Raw genomic sequence first — 18081 nt, forward strand, 5'->3', positions numbered from 1 at the left:
TTATCTGAATGGAATTATATTACTCTCACCTTCCATGTCCGTAACGTCCAAAGCGTCCGGCGGCACAATTCCGTATACTTTTAGATTAAGTAGCATTTTTTTGTTATAAGTATCAAATCTCATTGGCTTGCCATCAACCTTTATCAATTTATTAGAGAGACCTTCTAAATATCCGGCTTTTGCTGCCTGCTTCTTAAAATCTTTACTATCTAGAATATTTATTCCTAGACTTGTATTCCTTATATGGACTCTTATCTGATTAAGCATTTCAGAAGTTTTAATAAACACCCCATCACCTCGACATTCCACCGCGTTAATTCCTTCTGCTCTTTTATCCTCAACGATATCGTTATAGAGAATTAACATTTGTTCCACTGTTGAATGTGCATCAGCTCCGCCATCAAGTATCTCAGTTTCTATATTTTTAATCACATGATCTTCATATTTAGTTATAGGTTTTAGATTATGTTTTTTAAATAAAATATTAAATATCTCAATGCCACAACATATATTGAGAGCAGTATTTAAGGGTCTGTTGCTTAATCCTTTAATGGATTGTTTCGCCGATTTTCTTATTTCTCTATATTCATCCACGTTAAGATTGAGAATTGTATCTATAAGACTTCTACCAAATTTATTCAAAATCTCTTCATTGGCAATTATCCACTCCATAGCTTCAGTATGTTTTTCTTCTCTTTCCCTTCTGGATAGATATACAATACAGCTTCTCTCAATTAATGCTTTCTCCTGGTTAGGATAACTTTCTTCACCAACCAACACTAATGGCCTATTAAGCTGAAAGTCTTTTGATTTAAAGGATTTATCGCCCCTGCTTATAGTGGCCCTATCGTATAAATTTCTAAGAGTCTCAGAAAGTTTTGCAACCTTATATCTGTCTAGACTGGAAGGCTTAAATTCATCAAATAGCATTGGGTAATTTCCGTCTGATAATCCCTTTATAAGTGCAAATGGAGTAATTAAACCAATACTTTTTATATCTCTTTTCGGATAATTTAAGATTGGAGCTATAACATTTTCTAAGATTGTACTCTTACCACTGCCGCTCTCGCCTACGATTAACAAATGATGCAACTTTTCCTTCATTTTCTGATTCTGATATATTGCTAGATCATTTATAATTGTGCCTATAATGGAGATTGTTTTTTCAGGAGTTGCAAACCTTAAAATATGATTTTTGAGTTTCTTAAGTTCTTCAGCGCTTATGGGTTCTATCCCTATAACATCAGCGTTATTCCTCTTATCAGCCTTTATAGTTTCAGTGGTCCCATTCTTACCTATAGCTCCATCATTGGTTATGAAAAGCAACTCTTCATTTTTCTCTTTAAATTTGACCCCCTGGTGAATTTCTTCTACTTCAAGAGCAAAATAATTGTTTATCCAGCTTTTAAGCTCTACCAAATTATCCATGTTTCCTGAAAAACTAAGGTCTATGGTCCCTAAGAAATTTCTGAAGCTCTTTAGATCATCAAAAACCGTGGAAGACCCTATTTTTTCTATGACATTACCTGTAGGAGATTTTAAAACTAGCTTAACTCCTTCTTGTTCTTCATCTTCAAAGCTAATTCTAGTTGCCTTAATAAGCCTAAAATTGGTTATATTAATTCTATTTTCTTCAACATCATCTTTTTTAACTTTACGAACTATTTTATAAATTCCTTCTCTATCTTGCTGCAACTCATATTTATTCTTCAAATCTAAGGATCTACCAAAAGCCTTCAGTAAATCAAATTTATCATGGCCAGCATCTAACCAGTCCGTAACATCTTTGTTGTCTCCTAAATTCTTTATTCCTGGAAGATTGATAAACTTAAATGCTTTGGCACACGCAAAGAGTTCATTGTATATATGCCACTTATATTTTTCTCCAGCTTCACCAGTATCGCTGCAAACATAAATCTTAGCACCTTCAAGAATAGTTAAGTCTTTGCAACCTTTAATACTTGTAGCAACATACTTATCCTTTTTAAGCATACTGTTGAGTTTGTTGGCATCTTTTTCACCCTCACATATAATTACTATCTTATTATCTTTAATGCCCTCCAAAACGCTGTAATAGTTATATATGAGTTCATCCGTTCCACGTTTATTGATTACCTTGTCATCTTCTACATGATAGTAAGATAAATCTTTCTTTCCGTCGGATTTTAAGAATTTTGCTTTATAATATACGACCTCGTTTTTACCATTAGCAAATTCAAATAACCCAAGAAGCTTTTGACCTTTCCTAAAATCACATTTTTCTATTTGCCATTCAATATAACTTTTGATTTTTTCAGCCTGCTGCTCTTGACCATTCTTTTCTACTGGAAGTCCTAAATATTCTCTAGCTTCAGTATAATCAAAGTTTTTAAGTTTCATTATAAAGTCAATGGCATCCCCTTTTTCAGAACAACCCCAACATTTAAACCGTTCCTTATTGGCATCTGGAAAAAACTTAACAGAGAGTGAGGGCGTTTTTTCATTATGGAAGGGACATCTAATGTATCCCTGCCGATTGAAATGTTCTCCTATTTCTCTTTCTATAAGTTCTTTTAAATCTATATCCTGTATTTCCACCATCTCACCTCTTTTCTAAGTAAAATCAAATTTATTAACTATTTCAAATTAGGGTTAATTGTACATCTGATACACATAAGAACCGCCCATGTATCGTGTTTCTTAAAATAATAAGGTATTCTTTTTAAATAATAAGTTCTTGAGTGATACTTCATATCTCTACGCCTCTATTTCCGGACTTAAATCCGTATCCAATTCCTTTAAGAAATTCCTGACACTATAGTAAAGTTTCCTGTAAATCTCAAAACCTGAGTTGATTCTTTCAGTGAATATGGTGTCATATAAATATAGGTCCTGTATACTTGATAGCCTTCCTAAAAGAGCTTTTGGAGTATATAGACTCCTGTAATTGCCTGTCTTTATATTCTCCATACCGTTCTTATCTTCAATGATTAAATAAATCTTAATGCCTTTGGTCTTTGCTCTTTGAAGTTCTCTGATAAGTCTTACATCATCATGCGTGTCAGTTTCTTCGGCAAGATTTCCGGCAAGTTCATCTATGGAATTTTTGCGTTCTACTGCCACTGGAAAATATAAATCTCTGTAGATTCCCATTTCAGGTCTCTTGGTTATGATTGCGGTGTAGTCTCCTTCATCAATCTTTTTCTTCTTATAGGGGACTTTCTTTTTATCCAAGTAATCCAAGATATGACCGTTAATTTGCTCTCTGGTATCATATAGAATCATGAAGTTTTCTTTTAAGAGCTTCTTGATTTCTGTTTCTGAAAATTTGTAATGCATTCATTCACCTTCTTTTATTAATTGATTGTCATTTGATAATATCTGATTACAACAATACCCAACTTCCTGCTTAGTTTTTGCACTTTCAACACCGCACTCAGGACATCTTTTAAAAATTCTATTTGTTATTAAACCGCAAACATCACACTTATAAAAAATCAATTTTATATCACCTTATTTCGGATAATATTTGCAGGTCGAACTACTAACAAAATTTTTCTGATATTTCATCATTAATATCTTTTCTCACACTTCTCACTTCATCAAGCAAGTCACATCTCCAACAACTTTCATCTTCATTGCATTTACAAGGTATATTTTTTAACTCTAAAATAGCATGTTTTAAATTTACACTTGCCATAACTAAGTGTCTTTCCGTTTCTTCAATAATCAAATTTATCCCCCCATTTTTTATATTCTGAACTATTTCCACTTAACCTTACCCTTATATTGAACTGGATTAGACCAATCAATCTCTTGTCCGCATTTACATGTTTTCTCATGCATACATAAAAACTTTTTGCACTTAGGGCAGAAATAAGCATACCCAAGTTCTGAATCATACTTCCAAAGAATATTTTTAGCCATATATATCTCTCCAATATTTGCATTCCGCATTAACTTACTCTGTATTCCTCCCATTTTACTGTTTTAAAAACTGCTTTCATGTTTACCCATCTAGCAAAATTCTTTTGGTAATTATCGCTTTTATCAAAAGGCATTACAAAAGGACTAATCCCTAGTTCATTTAACCTTTTCACCCTGTATAAATCTTCTTCCTCACTACTCCAATAGCCTATAAGTACATAACACATGATTTTGTAAGGTTTAATATATTTAATTACTTCTTTTAGCTTAGGTAATAAATCTATCTTAGTATTATCCCACGCTATGTGTATTTGTTTATAATGCTTTAGCTTATTTAAATAAAATGCCTGCTCTTCGTCCATGATCCGCACATCAACACCATGTAAATTTACTGGCTGCTTCCACTCTAATAATTTATTAATTGCTGTTTTCCATTCAAGATTAGCAAAGAAATTATTGTCTAATACTTCCATGTGATTACCCTTGGGATTAAGTTCCATAGGCTCTACTGGACATATATAACCCTCTTTTTCTCTCACTACACAGAATGGGCAATTTCTTATACACCCCCTGCTAAAGAACTGCATTGAATAATCATGTTGAGGATATATAGAATAATCTAGCTTTCTTATACTATCAATTTCTAATGGAAGTTTTGATTTAATGTCAAATCCTGTGCCTCCTTTGATTATTTCAGCATCAGGATAGTATTTATAATCATCAGTAAATTTAAATAACTTACTAGCATACACTTTATCTATCTTGGCAAAGGCATCAAGTAAAGGACTATGATATGCTACATCATCACCTTTTGCTTTGTGATATGCTGATATTTTCATAAGAGCAATATTAGGCATTTTGCTATCAATATCAACTAATCTAATTTCCATTCTTCACCCGCCTTTAATATGTCTTATTTTCAAACAACTTGCAAATTCTGTATATTAATTATAAAATTATCTTATATTAATAATTTATGGAGGCCTTAACTATGAAAAGAAAATTACTTTTAACATTAGTCTTTAGTGTGCTTATAGTATCATTCTGTTATTACACTAGGTATAAAAATATAAATCAAAAGCAGAATAACAATCAAGTTATCAGGCCTAAAATTATTCATCCTAGAATAGATGGGTCATATTAAATAACAACACCAAACAAATCAACCTATTAATATCACTAAGCCTATTTAATTATTAAAGTACATCTTCAATCCTAGTTAATTCGCCATTTTATCAAAAGTGTAATCTCATTTCTTATGTGTATAGCTATATAGTGAAAAAATATGAACCTCTCCGATATGCTCAACGTATAATAAAAAAGTAAACAAAACTATTCTTATTATCTTGTGGGAGGGATAAATTATGCCTAATTCAATAAACGATGTGTCACAATCTAAACAACAACTTAAGTGCACTGGAACACAGACTCATGTACATGAATTTGAACAGAGTACTAAATTAGCTGAAGAAGGAGACGATAGACACAATCACCGAGTAGCAGGAGTTACAAGTGAAGTTATACCAATACCTGGTACTAATAACCATGTGCATGCAATATTGAGTAATACCGATTTTCTTGATCATCACCATGAAATTGGAGTAACAACTGGGCCTAATATACCAATACCTGGTACTAATAAACATGTGCACGTTGTTAGCGGCGCTACAACAATTGATGATGGGCACAACCATAACTTTCTTTTTACTACTCAGATTGACAGTCCTCTTGTATAAGTACACTTGGAGAGATGGCTATTTTAAGGTCGTCTCTTTTTAAAATCTATTCTATAATTGTTGCCCTTTTGTTTAAGTATCTTCTAAACAATCAATATTAATTACTCTATTCAGTTCCATTGTTTCACCGCCTGAAGATTCGTACTATATTCAAATTCCGAACTAGAATGGAATGTCCCCATCATCTATGGGTGTAATATCTCCGTATTCAGTATCAGTATTCTTTACTGGTTCAAGAACTTTTCCGCCTTGATTATTTATCTCTCCATCAACTGGTTTCTTATCCCATTCAAGGAACTGTACCTCATCAGCCACTATTTCAGTAACGTAAACTCTATGACCGTCTTTAGCTTCATAATTCCTGGTCTGTATTCTTCCTGAGATTCCAGCAAGTTTGCCTTTGTTTAAATAATTTGCTGAGGATTCTGCTGTTTTGCCCCATACCACTATGGGAATAAAATCTGCTTCTCTTTTTCCCGTATTTTTGTCAGTAAAATTCCTATCTACTGCTAAAGTAAATGTGCAAACTGCATTTCCGGAACCGGGCGTAAATTTAAGTTCCGGATCCTTTGTGAGTCTACCTATTAAAACAACTCTGTTCATTTATTTCACCTCACTGTTTAAATTTAACTTGGTTACTATTTTCGCCAGGTTCAAAATGATCCTCTAATATATAACTAGATTCCAAATCTGCTGTATGGAGAGCAACACCAGCTTTATACATATTCCAAGCTGTACTTATAGTATTTAAATTTTCTTTAGCTTCATAGCCACCCATATGCCAACGGATAAGGATAACTTCTTCTTTAGTTAGTTTTATAAATTGCTGAAGCAATATAACGCTCTTTTCACCATGTCCTATAGGCATTAAATCATTAACCCCATACGCAGGTGTTTTAATCCATTTCGGTTTTTCACCTGTTTTTGCAATATTAACGTTCTTGTCATAAACAGTATAAAAATTCACTTTGCAAATATCGTGAAGCAATGAAGAAATTGTAACCGTGTCATAGCTTAGTCCAAAATCATATATTTCATTTTTTCTTTTGAATAATTCATAGACATTAAAACTATGCTCTGCAAGTCCTCCTGAAAAATTTCCATGGAATCTGGTTGAAGCGGGGGCGGTAAAAAAATCGCCCTCTACCAAATATTTAACAACCTTATCTATATTTTCTCTTTTGACATTACTCAAAAGATTTATTATTTGTTCTTTAACTACCTTTATATCTTTCATGCTTGCCTCCTTATAGATAGCTTTGTTCGTAAATAATCATTTTCTTCCTGAAGCTTATCTGCTTTTGTTTCTACTTCTGATAATCTATCCTGTAATGATATATAGGTTTCTTTTTCTTCGTGCAGCATTTCATCTATTGTGTGAAAAAGTTTATTAAATGCGTCCCATGTGCCAGTTATCCACGTTCCATCTGAAAACTTAAATATAATATTGTCACTATTGCGGTCTAATGGCTTGAATGAATACTTGTCATTTTCTTCTAAAAATATATTTGCATTTGAAATCATGAGATCACCTCTTAATTAAAATGGTTCCGTGTCACTCTCATCTTCTGGTGGAGCATCAGGTCCAGGATCATCATTTACAGGAGTTACCTCAACATCTACAACCTCAGTGTATTCTTCAACTAATTTTAGAAGAGTATTTGCACTTTCATAAGTTAACCCTCTAAGACTTATTTTGTGCTCATTTGCTAGTGCTTCAAGCTTACTTACATCTGCTTCTTTACCTTCACCAATTACAAGTCCCTTTTGAGCTCCTAGCTGCATCAAATATTCTTTTTGCTCTCTCTGTACTGGCTTTGGCTGCTCTGGTACCTCATTTTCTTTTTCTATTTCCTTTTCAGGATCTACTGGCTCAGTGTTTAAATCTTTATCATCAACATTCATTTCTTCAGCTACATACAAACCTTCAAATTCTTCTGGATATGCTTCCCTAAGAGCCTGGACTAATGCGACCTTTCTTATCATCGTTGCCGGTCTTTGGGTCCAGTTAGAGTTTGTTGTACCATCTGCTTTTTTGCCTATATATTCATCTAATGTAACTGTAATTTCAGTAGGGAATTTTTTATTTTTTCTGTAAGCTTTAGCCCATCCACCAACTAGCATTTCTTGACCTTTAAGATAGAATGTTCCGCTTCTCTGCTCAACCTCTTTTTTTAGATTAACAACTATTATTCCTGCCTCATGTCCTTCACTATCTTGATTTCTTAATTCTCTCTTGGTAAAAGTATCTTTGCCAACTATCATGGCTGCTGGCTTATTGCCGAATTTTACTAGATATGCTTCTCTTAAGAATGGATTTAATTTTTGACCTTTGCATAATTGGAGGAAAACTCCTACTTCTTCATCTGTAACTCGTGTTGGATCACCGCTCACTAAATATTTTTTTACTATAGTAGAAGTTAGTTTTATTGGAGTTCCATTAACTTCATACTCAACTCTACCCATTGCTAAAACATCAGTATTATCATTTCTCATTATTTAAGCACCTCAACTTTCAATTCTCGACCTTCAACTACTTTGGCCATAATCATTTGTGTATCTAATTCCCGTATAACTGTAATGCTCTCTGCATTATCTATAAAAACTGGGAAATGTAAGTCCATCATATTTGAAACAAAGTTACTCATTTCAAGTCCAGCCTTTATTTTTTCTGCATTAGATAACTTATTGAATTCTCTACCTTCATATAGGATTTTAAAATCATCTTTAAGCTCTCCATCTTTGGTTAATTTTTCAAATTGCAACTCTACTTTATCTAGGTACTTACCTATAATCTCAGTTTGCTTTTTAAGTTTTATAGAGTTGTACTGCTTACCGGCATCTATAGCAACTTTTAATTCTGCTATTTTTAGCTTGGAGTTTTCAATTTCTCTCTTGGATTTTTCTATATCATGCTTGATTTTTTCATTCTGCTTTTCAAGAGCTTCTATATTTGAGTTATGAGCAAAAATTCTTCTCTCTTCCTCATCAAGCTCTAATACTTTTGCTTTTATTGATGTGATTTTCTCTTTTCTGGATTCTTCCTCTTTTGATTTTTCTGCTGCAAGTTCACTTATTTCTTTTTGAATGGCTTCTATTTGATATTTAAGTCCTATCTCCCATTCCTGAACTACTTTCGCATTTTCAGCCTTGGTAATTTCATTTTCTTTCTCCCATTCTTCTATTTCTTTTTTCTTGGCAACACCTTTAATTTGTATATCCTTTAATTCTTTTTCTAAATTAGCTTTTAGAGTCGCATTAAGGTCAATTTCATTGCCGCAGTTATCGCAAGTAACTACATTCTTACCAAGATTAGATATTTTGGCTTTAATCTCTTTAAATCTCTTAAGTAAACTGTCCTTCTCTGCTTTATGCCACTTAGTATCATTTATAGGCTTTACATCAAAATATCCTTTAGAAAGTTCTAATTGTAATTTTCTCTTTTTATTTTCTAATTCATCAAACTTAGGATCTTTAATTACTGATTCCAAAGTTTTGAGTTGTTCTTTGAGATTCTTCAGCTCTGTATTATCAAAACTCTTTCTTTCAGAAATATCTATAGGTTTGGCACCTTCAATGACCCCCTCTAAGAATATAATGTTTTCTTCCTGGTCCTTAAGCTCTGCTCTCTTATCTGTAAGAAAAGTCTCAGGAGTTCTAAATTTATTCTTTTCTAATTTTTCCTTTAAGAAGTCCCCTAGCTCTGCAAATATTTCTTCCTTGCTTATTGGCTTTAAGATACTGGATAAAAGATTCTTTGCATCTTTTGGAGCTAAATTAGGAAAGTAATAAGGATTTAATATACTGAGGAAAACATCTTTGCTCTTATAAAGGTCCTTTGAGATATCATTATTGGTTACCTTAACATCATTTAGATAAATCTCATTACTGGAGCCTTTCTTTCTCCTGATTAAAGTTTGTGGCGTTCCATCTATCTCGAAATCAAGTACGACCTCAGTTAACTTCGGCTTTTTATCATTAACATGCCTTGCTGTAGCTTTTTCATTTCCGTTAATATCACAACCAGTTATAGCCCACGCTATTGCTTCACCTATGCTAGACTTTCCCAGACCATTATCACCACTTACTAATGTTCTCTTTTACCTAAGACAAATTCACATTCGTCTACGTAGCCTTTAAAGCCTTTTATGGCTATCTTATTTATATTTACCTGCATTTATATTTCCTCCTATTTGACTTTTACCCTCATTCCATAGTAGAATAGGGATACACTATTTTATTTATTGGCTCTTTTTCTAAGAGCTCTTTTTTTATATACTCTTTGAAATTCCATAATAAATAATTGCCACCTTTAACAGATATTTTCTTGAAGTCCTAACACCGAATCTAAGATGATTTTCTCTAATATCATTTTGAGTTTCTTGCATGACTTCATTAAACTCTTGGTCTGACATTTTAAGTCCTTGCTTTTCCAGTAATTTTCTTATCATTGCATTTACCACTCCTAACTTACGTATCTCCTTAATTTGGTAAGGCCTTCTTTTTCAAACCGTCCAATTGTAGTTTGACTAGTCCCAAATAGTTTTGCTATTTGCATTTGAGTTTTTCCTTGAAAGTATCTAAGTTTTATAACTTCTCTATGTTTACTGGGCAATTTTTCTAAAGCAGTTCTTACTAAAATACCAGTAAATTCAGTATAAAATTCTTGTTTATCCATAATGGCATCTTTATAAGTAACTTCTTTATCCATAGAGTTGTTAACATTAATATCTAAGCTAAGGACATGTGAATTTAAACTTCCATTTCTCTCTGCAGATGGATAATATTTATCTCTCAAAATAGTGTTTAATACATAACCATACATTAGGCTTAAGGCATAAGTACTAAATGTATACCCTTTAGTTTTATCAAATTTTTGTGCAGCTTTTATTAGTCCAACATGACACATTTGAAGAATGTCATCAAAGTCATATCTATAAGACAATTGAAATTTTTTATATATCCTACCTGCCTGAAGCTTTGCAAGTCCTAAATGATCTTGAACATCAATCATTTCCTTTACTCCTTTCCTATGCATTTGCACCACTCGGGGATTACTAAAAAACCTCTAACATCGCCACTGCAAATACCTGTTACCTTAACGTTGTTACCATTCGCTTTGTTAACCCATGTTTTGCTTTTCCTATATTCTTCCTTGCCAAATCTTTTAATAAAATTCTTTTTAGTAAACACATACTTAAGACCGGGTAAAAATTTCTTAGCCATTATTCCATCCTCCTGACTTCATATTCCATTTTTCAGCTTTGTAAGGATTGATTTCAACGCCAGCATTAACAAGAACTTTCTTTAGATGAGTTGGTGAGCAATCTAAACTTAACGCCGCTCTTGAAAGTGTTCCATATTTTTCATAAAGCTGTTTGGCTCTATTTACATCAACATTAACTTTTCTTGGCACTATTCACATGCCTCCAAATCTAAAATTCTCTCTGACATTTCCTCAATGGTCGCCTCAAGCTCCTTATTCTTTTTCTTATATTCCAGTAGCTCCATAGCCGTTTTATAATTAAGTTCTTCCATAAGTTCATGAAGCTCTTTAATCTTATCTGTAATCGTCTTTAGACCTTTTATTCCAGTACCATTAATCTCTTTTGTAACTAAACTCTTAAGAGCAAATTCTATGTTAGGATAGTAGCCTTCTGTTTTCCAATAATGTTTCTTTGGCTCTTTTCCCGGCTCTTCCTTTGGAACTTTTCTCTCCATGATGCAAACATTTCTTTCGTCAATGGCTTCAATTTTGTAGTTTTCATTAATCTTCAATGATTTCACCTCCTATGCTCTAAATTCATGATCCTTGCCATACTGTTTGATTTTTAGTAACGTTGAAAATCTAAGGCTCTTATAGCCATATCCATTAGTTACTCTTTTAAATTTTTTACGAATTACTTTTCTAACACATGTAAAGGATAATGGTATAAAGGTCTTTTGAAGATGGTCTTTTACAATTTGATTTATAACCTTTTGGTATTTGTTCAAAATCATCACCCCTTTTAATACCACTCTCCACTTGGAGTAACGTGAAGCCAGCTACCATCATTTAGATCTACTTTTAAGAATCCCTTGCACATATTTACTGCAACTGGTTTATGATCCTCAGGATATTCCCAAGCATTGTAGAATTTCCTTAGAAAATTATCGAACGCTTTCTTGGCATTTGGGCCTAATCTGTTATAATTCTTTATGTTCTTAGCTTCAAACACTTTTATCGCCCTCTTTTTACTTTTTAGCCATTGCGGCACCCAAGAAATGAACAGTTATTTTCCGAAGTGATTATTTAGCAATAATATTTTTCTTTGAAATATTTGATAGGTATTCTCCCGGCAATAGTTACATAGCCTTTATCTTTAAGCTCTTTGTTTAATTGCTGGATAATTTTATATGCCTTGGATGTAGATATATCTAAGATTTTAGTAATATCTTCTACTCTGTAAAAACTTGACATTTTCGCCACCTCTCTTAATTTCTAGTTTCAAAGGTTTCTTCAGGAAAAAGTTCGTCTAAAGGAACCTCAAGTTCGTCTGAAATTCTTCTAGCTATTTGGAGTGAAGGTATAGAAGCTCCGTTCATTACATCATAAAAATAGGATTTAGCAACTCCAACTTTCCTTATGACCTCAATTGTTTTAAGATTTTTATTTTTGATTATTTCCCTTATAGTATTATTCATTTTCTGCACCTCCTTGTTGTTCGGTATGATTAAATATTACCACCATACCGAACTTAATGCTATTGTGTAATTACCTGTATACAGAACAAAAATGACTGTTAAACCGAACCTTCTCTCTAATGCTTAAATTTTCTTACAATTCCTTAAAATTTCTTGTTTACTTTACCGAACTCTGTGCTATAATAAAAGTACGGTATACAGTACCAAATAAAAATTAAAGGTGATTAATATGGATGCAAATAATAATGTAAAAAAGATAGGGAATAAAATTAGAGAAATTAGAAAATCTAAAAAATTATCAATTATGGATATAAAAGAAATAACAGGCTTATCAAAATCCACTATAAGTGAAATTGAAAATAATAATAGCAACCCCACAGCTGAAACTTTGCAAAAACTTGCTAATGCATTAAAAGTTCCTGTAAGTGATTTCTTTGCGGACAAAAATGAGCCCCCTATGGATCAGGCGTCTGAAGAATATTATGAATCAGAAAAAGGAAAATATAAAAGTATGCTGCTTAAAGATGGTTTTGAATTTAAAACACCTCAGGAAGCTATGAAATTTGTATTAAGCCAGCCCGCTATAATGGGCTTTGGTGGTTTTGATGCAAATAAAATGAGCGATGAAGAAATCATGGATTTTGCTAATGAACTATTAAATCAATTAAAACTTTTGGGGTATAAATATAAGAAATAGTTAGTATTGAGGATGAAAGGTTATGAATTGGATTGATAGTATCATTTTAGGATTAATAGAAGAATGTGGAAGTAATGATATATATGAAGTTTGCGATTATCTTGGTATCGACATTGTAAAATTAGAGCCTAATAATGCAATCTTACTAGGGAATGAATCTGTTTATAATAGAAATTTTTTCAATAGAGAAGTGATATTTATAAGAAATGACTTCGCTGTAAAATATGCAAGATTTGTTATATCTCATGAAGTATGCCATGCCGTAGTTCATACAAGTATAGGCAGTGCCGCTTTTAATGGAGATTTAATAAATAAAGGCAAATTAGAGAGACAAGCTAATTATTTCGCCTTTAAATTTAATAATATTAAATTTGATGAAATTCAATTATATGAAATGACAATGGAACAGATATCTAGTTGTTTAGAGCTACCTGAAAAAGCCTTAAAGCAACTATTTAATGAAATTTAGGGAGGTGGTTTGTATGTGAGTATATTTTTTTACCATTCAGCAGAACATATGTTTGTATTAAATAAAGGAGATGATTTTATGCCAACTTATAAAAATGAGGAAAAAGGTACATGGTATTGTTCATTCTATTATACGGATTGGACCGGTGCCAAAAAGAAAAAGAAAAAAGAAGGATTTAAGAAAGAAAGTGAAGCTAAAGCTTTTGAAAGAAAATTTTTAGAAAAACAGCAAAATAATTGCGATATAAATTTTGGTGCTCTTGCAGACTTATACATGGAGGATGCAGCGACTAGAATAAGAGCTACTACATTGCAATGCAAGAAATATATAGTAGATTTAAAAATAAAGCCTTACTTCGGTAAAATGCGTACAAGCGACATTACAGCTAATCATGTAAGAAAATGGCAAAATGAAATGATAAAAAAAGATTATTCCCAAACATATTTAAAAAATATAAATAATCAATTGAGCGCAATATTTAATTTCGCAATAAAATATTATAATCTAAGTAGTAACCCAGATATAAAGGCGGGTACTATTGGTAAGAAAAATGCAGATGGTATGAAGTTTTGGACTTTAGATGAATTTAAAAAGTTTATAGAATATAGTTCTAAGCCCATGGCTACATTAGCTTTTAAAATATTATTTTGGACAGGAATAAGAAGTGGTGAATTAATGGCTCTTACATGGAAAGATATTGACCTTGAAAATAAAATTCTCCATATCACTAAAACTTATGCAAGAATAAATAAAATAGATTATATAAATAATCCTAAGACGCCTAAAAGCAAAAGAGATGTTTCACTTTCTGACTTTCTCTGCAGAGACATAGAAATATATAAAAACAAAGTTTACGAAACTGGAAGCAATGAAAGAATTTTTACCTTTACAAAAGATTTCATTTGCAGAGAAATAAAAAGAATATGCAAAAAAAGTGAAGTAAAACAAATCCGCATTCATGACCTGAGACACTCCCATGCATCTTTACTCATTGAACTTGGTTTTACTCCACTATTAATTGCAGAAAGGTTAGGTCATGAAAATCCACAAACAACTATAGACACATATTCTCATTTATATCCTAACAAGGATAGTGCTGTTGCAAATAAGCTTGATGATTTATACTAGTACGTTTTTAGTACATTTACTCATTTATATTGTGCTAAAAATGAGCATTTTAAACGGTTAAGAGAGATTTTTCTTACCATTCTCCAATAATCTTAGCATTTCTATGATCTAAATCAAAGATTCTACTGTTAAAATAGTTTCCACCCTTTGAGAAAGTAGTATCCACATTAATCCATTTATCTGTTTCAGGAATATAAACCATATTCCAAGCATGACTTACCCAACTTACTCCATTAAAACCTTCACCTGTTACAAGTCTTACCTTCATATTATCAGCTCTAGCCATAGCTACATATAAACACGCATAATCAAAACAAATTCCCTTTCTGGATTCAAAGGTTGGTATGGCACCAGATTGTATGTCAAAATTATTATTTAAAACTAAATTAGCTTTATTATAGTCATAGGCTATATTTTGACCTTCCCAATCATATAATTTTTTTGCTTTACTTGTAGTATTTCCTTCACGCTCCACCAAATTTCTTGCAAAATTATTTATCTGCTGATTTGATTTTATACCTTCATCCAAAGTAACACCATTATAATATACAATAGTTCTGCCTGGAGAAGTATCGCTTATTTTACCATTGGGTAAATTTTGTAAATTATTTTGTTTGACTACAATGCTTACAGAATCATCAATTATCTTCGGCAATTTTTTAGCAACATTAGAATTAGTAGCTGGTATAACGAATTGCTGACATAAGTATTTATAGGTATTTGAACTACTTAAATATTTGTTAAATTGACTATTGACACTAAACATTGATGCAAAATTCAACATTAGTAATACAACCAAAAGATAGCATATTGACCTTGGAATTTGTACTAAAGCTCCCATTATTCTTCTAAACACATAGCTTTTATTTCTAACTAAACTTTCAATTCCATCTATTAAATGATATATAGTAATATTATTTATAAAAATCAATATTACACTTATAATTTTATAAATTATATAGATTGCTATGGGAATAACAATTAAATATATTATCATAGGTTTACTTTGGAAATAATAAGCTATATTATCTGGAAGATAGCTTATCATCTTATTCACGACACCATTTTCATTTCCTATAAAAATGTTTCTTACATATTTGATTCCTATATACACAGCAAGTATAAAAGATATACTTCCAATAATATTTTCCATATCCCTTTTGGCACTATAAGATGAGAACCCCAACAAAAGTCCCTTTAATATTGGATAACAAAAACTAATTATTATAATTAAAGTTACGGGATTAACCTTCACAAAATCACCTCTAAAATTATATTTGAAACTATTTCTATATGTTATCTTTATATGTCTTTATCTATATATCTGTATTTATTAATTTTTTTAGTTCTTGTTTTACATCATCACTACTATACCCCTTAGCTGTTAGAAATCTCCAAAGCTTACCATAAATTTTAACAGAGTTACTCTCATGCTTTAGTATTATATTGTATCTTTTCTCTGCAATACTATGAAGTTCCTGATAATTTTCTTCCGTTGTCTTTTTTATACTTTGTCTATAATTATCTTTTTCAGTTATGACATCCATTATATTTTTTATAACATCCTTTATCATACTATTATTATAACCTAATCTAGAAAGATAATTAAATAATTTACTGTATATCTTAAAGGAATTATCTTCACTTTTTATCAAAATGCTATACTTTTTTCTAGCTAATATATCCATATTAAAGACTTCACTCTCATTACTAATACTACCAAGCTTATCATTAATAATATTTTCTTCAATGCCTTTTTTCAATAATTCATATTTTATTTTCTTTTTTCCCTGTTTTTTCATTTTTTCTTTTAAGTACAAATCAACATATCTATAATCATCTACAAATTTATATTGTCTTAAAAATTCAATGGCCTTATTTATATTTTTTTCACTATGTTCTTTCTGAACTAGCTTTGTACTTATTTCTTTTTCAGTTTTATAACTTCGTTCTATAGCTTTAAGAGCATCATTTTTACATTTAATATAATTTTCTTCATCTATAATTTTTTCTAAATAATCCTTATCTATATCCATGTCCTTTTTTAAAGAGTGTAAAAAAACCAATTCAGCACTGCAAGAAAGACTATATTCATTATTTATATATATATTGACTCTATCTTTTCTTTTTTTCTGTAGTTCTATCTTAGTTATTTTATCCTTCAAAAATATCACTCTCTTTTGGCAATAATATATGAATTGTAGGATCCTTTAGCACTGTCCTGGCTGCTTCATATATATCCTCTTTTTTTATATCTTTTAAATCCTTCATATCCGTTAAAAACTTATATATATCCTCTTTTTCTATTATTTGGTGTAACACATAATTACACAATTCTGAAGTATCCTCTATAGTTAATATAACTGCTGTTTTTAACACCTTTTTCATTAAATTTATGGTATCAACATCAAATAAAAACTCTTCGCTTTTAATTTTTTCTATACAACTATTTATACAAGCTATAGTATTTTCTATATTTTCTTTTCCTACAGCAGTATATATATACAGGCTTTTAACAAAACTACTGGTATCCAATTCTGAATATACATCGTAGGCTAAACCTCTTTTTTCTCGTAGCTCTCTAAACAAAATTGAATTTGCACTTTCACCAAGCTTATGATTTAGTATTTTAAGTGCTAACTCTGACTTCTCATCTAAACCATGAAAGGTAAAAATATATATAATACTGCTTTGTTCTATATTATCTTTAAAAGTTATTTTTTTAATAGGAATATTATTTTCCACAATAATATCTTTAACTCTAAAATCCTTTCTTAACCATTTTTCAAAATAATTCTCAGCAAGCTTAATTAAATCTTCATGTTCTAAGGAAGACACTATTGAAATACAACAGTTATTGGGAACATAATATTTATGATAAAAATTATAAATATCTTTTCTTGTAAATTTTTTTACAGTTCCTTCTTCTCCAATAGTTTCATATTTAAGGGGACTATTCTTATAGGCAGCTGCGTGAGCTCTTTTAAAACTGTAATCTTCTACATCATCTATACTAGTTCTGATTTCAGCTAATATTACTTCTCTCTCTTTTTCAATTTCCTCTTCTGGAAAATTACAATTAATTAACATGTCTGATATCAAAGACAATGATTTTGTAAGCTCTTCCTTCAAGCCAGCTGCATGTACTACGGTACAGTTATAATCAGTATAGGCGTTATACTCTCCTCCTATACCTTCAAATTCATCATTAAGTACTTCATTACTCTTAGTTTTCGTACCTTTAAAAAGCATATGTTCAACAAAATGTGCTATTCCCTTCTCGTCTTTTCTCTCATATATAGATCCTATTTTTATTCCTGCATGAACTGAAAATAAATCAGTAGATTTTTTTATAGTTATGAGCTTTAGTCCATTGCTGAGCTCAGTTTCTTTAAAATTAATAATTCCTCTATCCATATAATCTCCTTGCCATTAATAATAACTTTCATTATATCATATTT

At 31.2% G+C, this 18081-nt stretch carries 28 protein-coding genes; 5 read left to right on the forward strand and 23 right to left on the reverse strand.

Annotation, left to right across the window (positions count from 1 at the left end; all coding sequences use genetic code 11):
* The 6 genes from CLOPA_RS14825 to CLOPA_RS26185 form a co-directional block, all read right to left on the reverse strand.
* The gene (locus CLOPA_RS14825; protein ID WP_041710912.1) at positions 1 to 2580 is read right to left on the reverse strand and encodes a CHC2 zinc finger domain-containing protein; all 2580 of its coding nucleotides are present in this window, start codon (positions 2578 to 2580) and stop codon (positions 1 to 3) included.
* A 156-nt stretch (positions 2581 to 2736) separates the two neighbouring features.
* Positions 2737 to 3318 carry an ERCC4 domain-containing protein gene (locus CLOPA_RS14830; RefSeq protein ID WP_015616250.1) on the reverse strand — a complete coding sequence of 194 codons (582 nt, stop codon included), beginning with the start codon at positions 3316 to 3318 and terminating at the stop codon, positions 2737 to 2739.
* Complete coding sequence (locus tag CLOPA_RS25175) at positions 3319 to 3480, reverse strand: hypothetical protein (RefSeq protein WP_155241922.1); 162 nt, start codon at positions 3478 to 3480, stop codon at positions 3319 to 3321.
* Between the two features lie 43 nt (positions 3481 to 3523).
* Positions 3524 to 3712 (reverse strand): hypothetical protein, encoded by a 189-nt coding sequence (locus CLOPA_RS14835; RefSeq protein WP_155241923.1) that lies wholly within the window; start codon positions 3710 to 3712, stop codon positions 3524 to 3526.
* 29 nt (positions 3713 to 3741) lie between these two features.
* Positions 3742 to 3906, reverse strand: a complete 165-nt coding sequence (locus tag CLOPA_RS25665; protein ID WP_172638621.1) for a hypothetical protein — start codon at positions 3904 to 3906, stop codon at positions 3742 to 3744.
* A 29-nt stretch (positions 3907 to 3935) separates the two neighbouring features.
* Positions 3936 to 4796 (reverse strand): hypothetical protein, encoded by an 861-nt coding sequence (locus tag CLOPA_RS26185; protein WP_015616253.1) that lies wholly within the window; start codon positions 4794 to 4796, stop codon positions 3936 to 3938.
* 101 nt (positions 4797 to 4897) lie between these two features.
* Between CLOPA_RS26185 and CLOPA_RS25180 the strand changes: the two genes are divergently transcribed.
* Together CLOPA_RS25180 and CLOPA_RS14850 are read left to right on the forward strand one after the other, a co-directional pair.
* Positions 4898 to 5050, forward strand: coding sequence for a hypothetical protein (locus CLOPA_RS25180; RefSeq protein WP_015616254.1), 153 nt, complete (start codon positions 4898 to 4900; stop codon positions 5048 to 5050).
* A gap of 220 nt (positions 5051 to 5270) precedes the next feature.
* A complete protein-coding gene (locus CLOPA_RS14850) occupies positions 5271 to 5642 on the forward strand; it encodes a YmaF family protein (protein ID WP_015616255.1) in 372 nt (123 codons plus the stop codon).
* Between the two features lie 162 nt (positions 5643 to 5804).
* On the opposite strand, the gene ssb is transcribed toward CLOPA_RS14850, so the two are convergent.
* The 14 genes from ssb to CLOPA_RS14920 all read right to left on the reverse strand — a co-directional run bounded on the left by ssb (position 5805) and on the right by CLOPA_RS14920 (position 12326).
* The gene (gene ssb, locus CLOPA_RS14855; RefSeq protein ID WP_015616256.1) at positions 5805 to 6245 is read right to left on the reverse strand and encodes a single-stranded DNA-binding protein; all 441 of its coding nucleotides are present in this window, start codon (positions 6243 to 6245) and stop codon (positions 5805 to 5807) included.
* A gap of 10 nt (positions 6246 to 6255) precedes the next feature.
* The gene (locus CLOPA_RS14860) at positions 6256 to 6879 is read right to left on the reverse strand and encodes an HD domain-containing protein (protein WP_015616257.1); all 624 of its coding nucleotides are present in this window, start codon (positions 6877 to 6879) and stop codon (positions 6256 to 6258) included.
* Entirely contained in the window at positions 6876 to 7166 is a 291-nt protein-coding gene (locus CLOPA_RS14865; protein ID WP_015616258.1) for a hypothetical protein, read from the reverse strand. The genes CLOPA_RS14860 and CLOPA_RS14865 overlap by 4 nt, the downstream gene beginning before the upstream one ends.
* A gap of 15 nt (positions 7167 to 7181) precedes the next feature.
* Complete coding sequence (gene bet / locus CLOPA_RS14870) at positions 7182 to 8138, reverse strand: phage recombination protein Bet (RefSeq protein ID WP_015616259.1); 957 nt, start codon at positions 8136 to 8138, stop codon at positions 7182 to 7184.
* A complete protein-coding gene (locus tag CLOPA_RS26825; protein ID WP_431602583.1) occupies positions 8138 to 9712 on the reverse strand; it encodes an AAA family ATPase in 1575 nt (524 codons plus the stop codon). Before CLOPA_RS26825 ends, bet begins: the two co-directional genes overlap by 1 nt.
* A 201-nt stretch (positions 9713 to 9913) precedes the next feature.
* Positions 9914 to 10093, reverse strand: a complete 180-nt coding sequence (locus tag CLOPA_RS14880; protein ID WP_015616260.1) for a hypothetical protein — start codon at positions 10091 to 10093, stop codon at positions 9914 to 9916.
* Positions 10094 to 10107: 14 nt separating this feature from the next.
* Positions 10108 to 10656 carry a sigma-70 family RNA polymerase sigma factor gene (locus CLOPA_RS14885; protein WP_015616261.1) on the reverse strand — a complete coding sequence of 183 codons (549 nt, stop codon included), beginning with the start codon at positions 10654 to 10656 and terminating at the stop codon, positions 10108 to 10110.
* Positions 10657 to 10661: 5 nt separating this feature from the next.
* The gene (locus CLOPA_RS14890) at positions 10662 to 10868 is read right to left on the reverse strand and encodes a hypothetical protein (protein ID WP_015616262.1); all 207 of its coding nucleotides are present in this window, start codon (positions 10866 to 10868) and stop codon (positions 10662 to 10664) included.
* A complete protein-coding gene (locus CLOPA_RS14895) occupies positions 10861 to 11058 on the reverse strand; it encodes a hypothetical protein (RefSeq protein WP_015616263.1) in 198 nt (65 codons plus the stop codon). The genes CLOPA_RS14890 and CLOPA_RS14895 overlap by 8 nt, the downstream gene beginning before the upstream one ends.
* Complete coding sequence (locus CLOPA_RS14900; RefSeq protein WP_015616264.1) at positions 11058 to 11420, reverse strand: hypothetical protein; 363 nt, start codon at positions 11418 to 11420, stop codon at positions 11058 to 11060. Before CLOPA_RS14900 ends, CLOPA_RS14895 begins: the two co-directional genes overlap by 1 nt.
* 12 nt (positions 11421 to 11432) lie before the next feature.
* The gene (locus CLOPA_RS14905; protein ID WP_041710913.1) at positions 11433 to 11636 is read right to left on the reverse strand and encodes a hypothetical protein; all 204 of its coding nucleotides are present in this window, start codon (positions 11634 to 11636) and stop codon (positions 11433 to 11435) included.
* Between the two features lie 14 nt (positions 11637 to 11650).
* The gene (locus CLOPA_RS14910; RefSeq protein ID WP_242834203.1) at positions 11651 to 11899 is read right to left on the reverse strand and encodes a hypothetical protein; all 249 of its coding nucleotides are present in this window, start codon (positions 11897 to 11899) and stop codon (positions 11651 to 11653) included.
* Between the two features lie 35 nt (positions 11900 to 11934).
* Positions 11935 to 12102: a Sugar-specific transcriptional regulator TrmB gene (locus CLOPA_RS14915; RefSeq protein WP_015616266.1), complete on the reverse strand. Its 168-nt coding sequence runs from the start codon at positions 12100 to 12102 to the stop codon at positions 11935 to 11937.
* 14 nt (positions 12103 to 12116) lie between these two features.
* Entirely contained in the window at positions 12117 to 12326 is a 210-nt protein-coding gene (locus tag CLOPA_RS14920) for a helix-turn-helix transcriptional regulator (protein WP_015616267.1), read from the reverse strand.
* Positions 12327 to 12555: 229 nt separating this feature from the next.
* On the opposite strand from CLOPA_RS14920, the gene CLOPA_RS14925 reads away from it, so the two are divergent.
* From CLOPA_RS14925 to CLOPA_RS14935, 3 genes are all read left to right on the forward strand, one after another.
* Positions 12556 to 13023 (forward strand): helix-turn-helix domain-containing protein, encoded by a 468-nt coding sequence (locus CLOPA_RS14925; RefSeq protein WP_015616268.1) that lies wholly within the window; start codon positions 12556 to 12558, stop codon positions 13021 to 13023.
* A gap of 22 nt (positions 13024 to 13045) precedes the next feature.
* Positions 13046 to 13492: an ImmA/IrrE family metallo-endopeptidase gene (locus CLOPA_RS14930; RefSeq protein WP_015616269.1), complete on the forward strand. Its 447-nt coding sequence runs from the start codon at positions 13046 to 13048 to the stop codon at positions 13490 to 13492.
* 78 nt (positions 13493 to 13570) lie between these two features.
* On the forward strand, positions 13571 to 14620 hold the full coding sequence (locus CLOPA_RS14935; protein ID WP_041711518.1) for a tyrosine-type recombinase/integrase: 1050 nt from the start codon (positions 13571 to 13573) through the stop codon (positions 14618 to 14620).
* A 73-nt stretch (positions 14621 to 14693) separates the two neighbouring features.
* Here the strand turns inward: CLOPA_RS14935 and CLOPA_RS14940 are convergent, their stop codons facing one another.
* The 3 genes from CLOPA_RS14940 to CLOPA_RS14950 all read right to left on the reverse strand — a co-directional run bounded on the left by CLOPA_RS14940 (position 14694) and on the right by CLOPA_RS14950 (position 18037).
* The gene (locus CLOPA_RS14940) at positions 14694 to 15875 is read right to left on the reverse strand and encodes a transglutaminase-like domain-containing protein (RefSeq protein WP_015616271.1); all 1182 of its coding nucleotides are present in this window, start codon (positions 15873 to 15875) and stop codon (positions 14694 to 14696) included.
* Positions 15876 to 15936: 61 nt separating this feature from the next.
* Positions 15937 to 16785, reverse strand: coding sequence for a recombination regulator RecX (recX, locus tag CLOPA_RS14945; RefSeq protein WP_015616272.1), 849 nt, complete (start codon positions 16783 to 16785; stop codon positions 15937 to 15939).
* A complete protein-coding gene (locus tag CLOPA_RS14950; RefSeq protein ID WP_015616273.1) occupies positions 16775 to 18037 on the reverse strand; it encodes a M16 family metallopeptidase in 1263 nt (420 codons plus the stop codon). The genes recX and CLOPA_RS14950 overlap by 11 nt, the downstream gene beginning before the upstream one ends.
* Positions 18038 to 18081: the final 44 nt, after the last annotated feature.

Source organism: Clostridium pasteurianum BC1 (genome assembly GCF_000389635.1).
Taxonomy (GTDB): Bacteria; Bacillota; Clostridia; order Clostridiales; family Clostridiaceae; genus Clostridium_I; species Clostridium_I pasteurianum_A.

Coding starts and splice junctions, on each gene's coding strand:
- CLOPA_RS26185 (WP_015616253.1), bottom strand. CDS start 4,796: ATGGAAATTAGATTAGTTGATATTGATAGCAAAATGCCTAATATTGCT.
- CLOPA_RS14915 (WP_015616266.1), bottom strand. CDS start 12,102: ATGTCAAGTTTTTACAGAGTAGAAGATATTACTAAAATCTTAGATATA.
- bet (WP_015616259.1), bottom strand. CDS start 8,138: ATGAGAAATGATAATACTGATGTTTTAGCAATGGGTAGAGTTGAGTAT.
- CLOPA_RS14890 (WP_015616262.1), bottom strand. CDS start 10,868: ATGGCTAAGAAATTTTTACCCGGTCTTAAGTATGTGTTTACTAAAAAG.
- CLOPA_RS25180 (WP_015616254.1), top strand. CDS start 4,898: ATGAAAAGAAAATTACTTTTAACATTAGTCTTTAGTGTGCTTATAGTA.
- CLOPA_RS14825 (WP_041710912.1), bottom strand. CDS start 2,580: ATGGTGGAAATACAGGATATAGATTTAAAAGAACTTATAGAAAGAGAA.
- CLOPA_RS14920 (WP_015616267.1), bottom strand. CDS start 12,326: ATGAATAATACTATAAGGGAAATAATCAAAAATAAAAATCTTAAAACA.
- CLOPA_RS14830 (WP_015616250.1), bottom strand. CDS start 3,318: ATGCATTACAAATTTTCAGAAACAGAAATCAAGAAGCTCTTAAAAGAA.
- CLOPA_RS14860 (WP_015616257.1), bottom strand. CDS start 6,879: ATGAAAGATATAAAGGTAGTTAAAGAACAAATAATAAATCTTTTGAGT.
- CLOPA_RS14885 (WP_015616261.1), bottom strand. CDS start 10,656: ATGATTGATGTTCAAGATCATTTAGGACTTGCAAAGCTTCAGGCAGGT.
- CLOPA_RS25665 (WP_172638621.1), bottom strand. CDS start 3,906: ATGGCTAAAAATATTCTTTGGAAGTATGATTCAGAACTTGGGTATGCT.
- CLOPA_RS14930 (WP_015616269.1), top strand. CDS start 13,046: ATGAATTGGATTGATAGTATCATTTTAGGATTAATAGAAGAATGTGGA.
- CLOPA_RS14880 (WP_015616260.1), bottom strand. CDS start 10,093: ATGATAAGAAAATTACTGGAAAAGCAAGGACTTAAAATGTCAGACCAA.
- CLOPA_RS14865 (WP_015616258.1), bottom strand. CDS start 7,166: ATGATTTCAAATGCAAATATATTTTTAGAAGAAAATGACAAGTATTCA.
- ssb (WP_015616256.1), bottom strand. CDS start 6,245: ATGAACAGAGTTGTTTTAATAGGTAGACTCACAAAGGATCCGGAACTT.
- CLOPA_RS14925 (WP_015616268.1), top strand. CDS start 12,556: ATGGATGCAAATAATAATGTAAAAAAGATAGGGAATAAAATTAGAGAA.
- CLOPA_RS14850 (WP_015616255.1), top strand. CDS start 5,271: ATGCCTAATTCAATAAACGATGTGTCACAATCTAAACAACAACTTAAG.
- CLOPA_RS14935 (WP_041711518.1), top strand. CDS start 13,571: ATGCCAACTTATAAAAATGAGGAAAAAGGTACATGGTATTGTTCATTC.
- CLOPA_RS14950 (WP_015616273.1), bottom strand. CDS start 18,037: ATGGATAGAGGAATTATTAATTTTAAAGAAACTGAGCTCAGCAATGGA.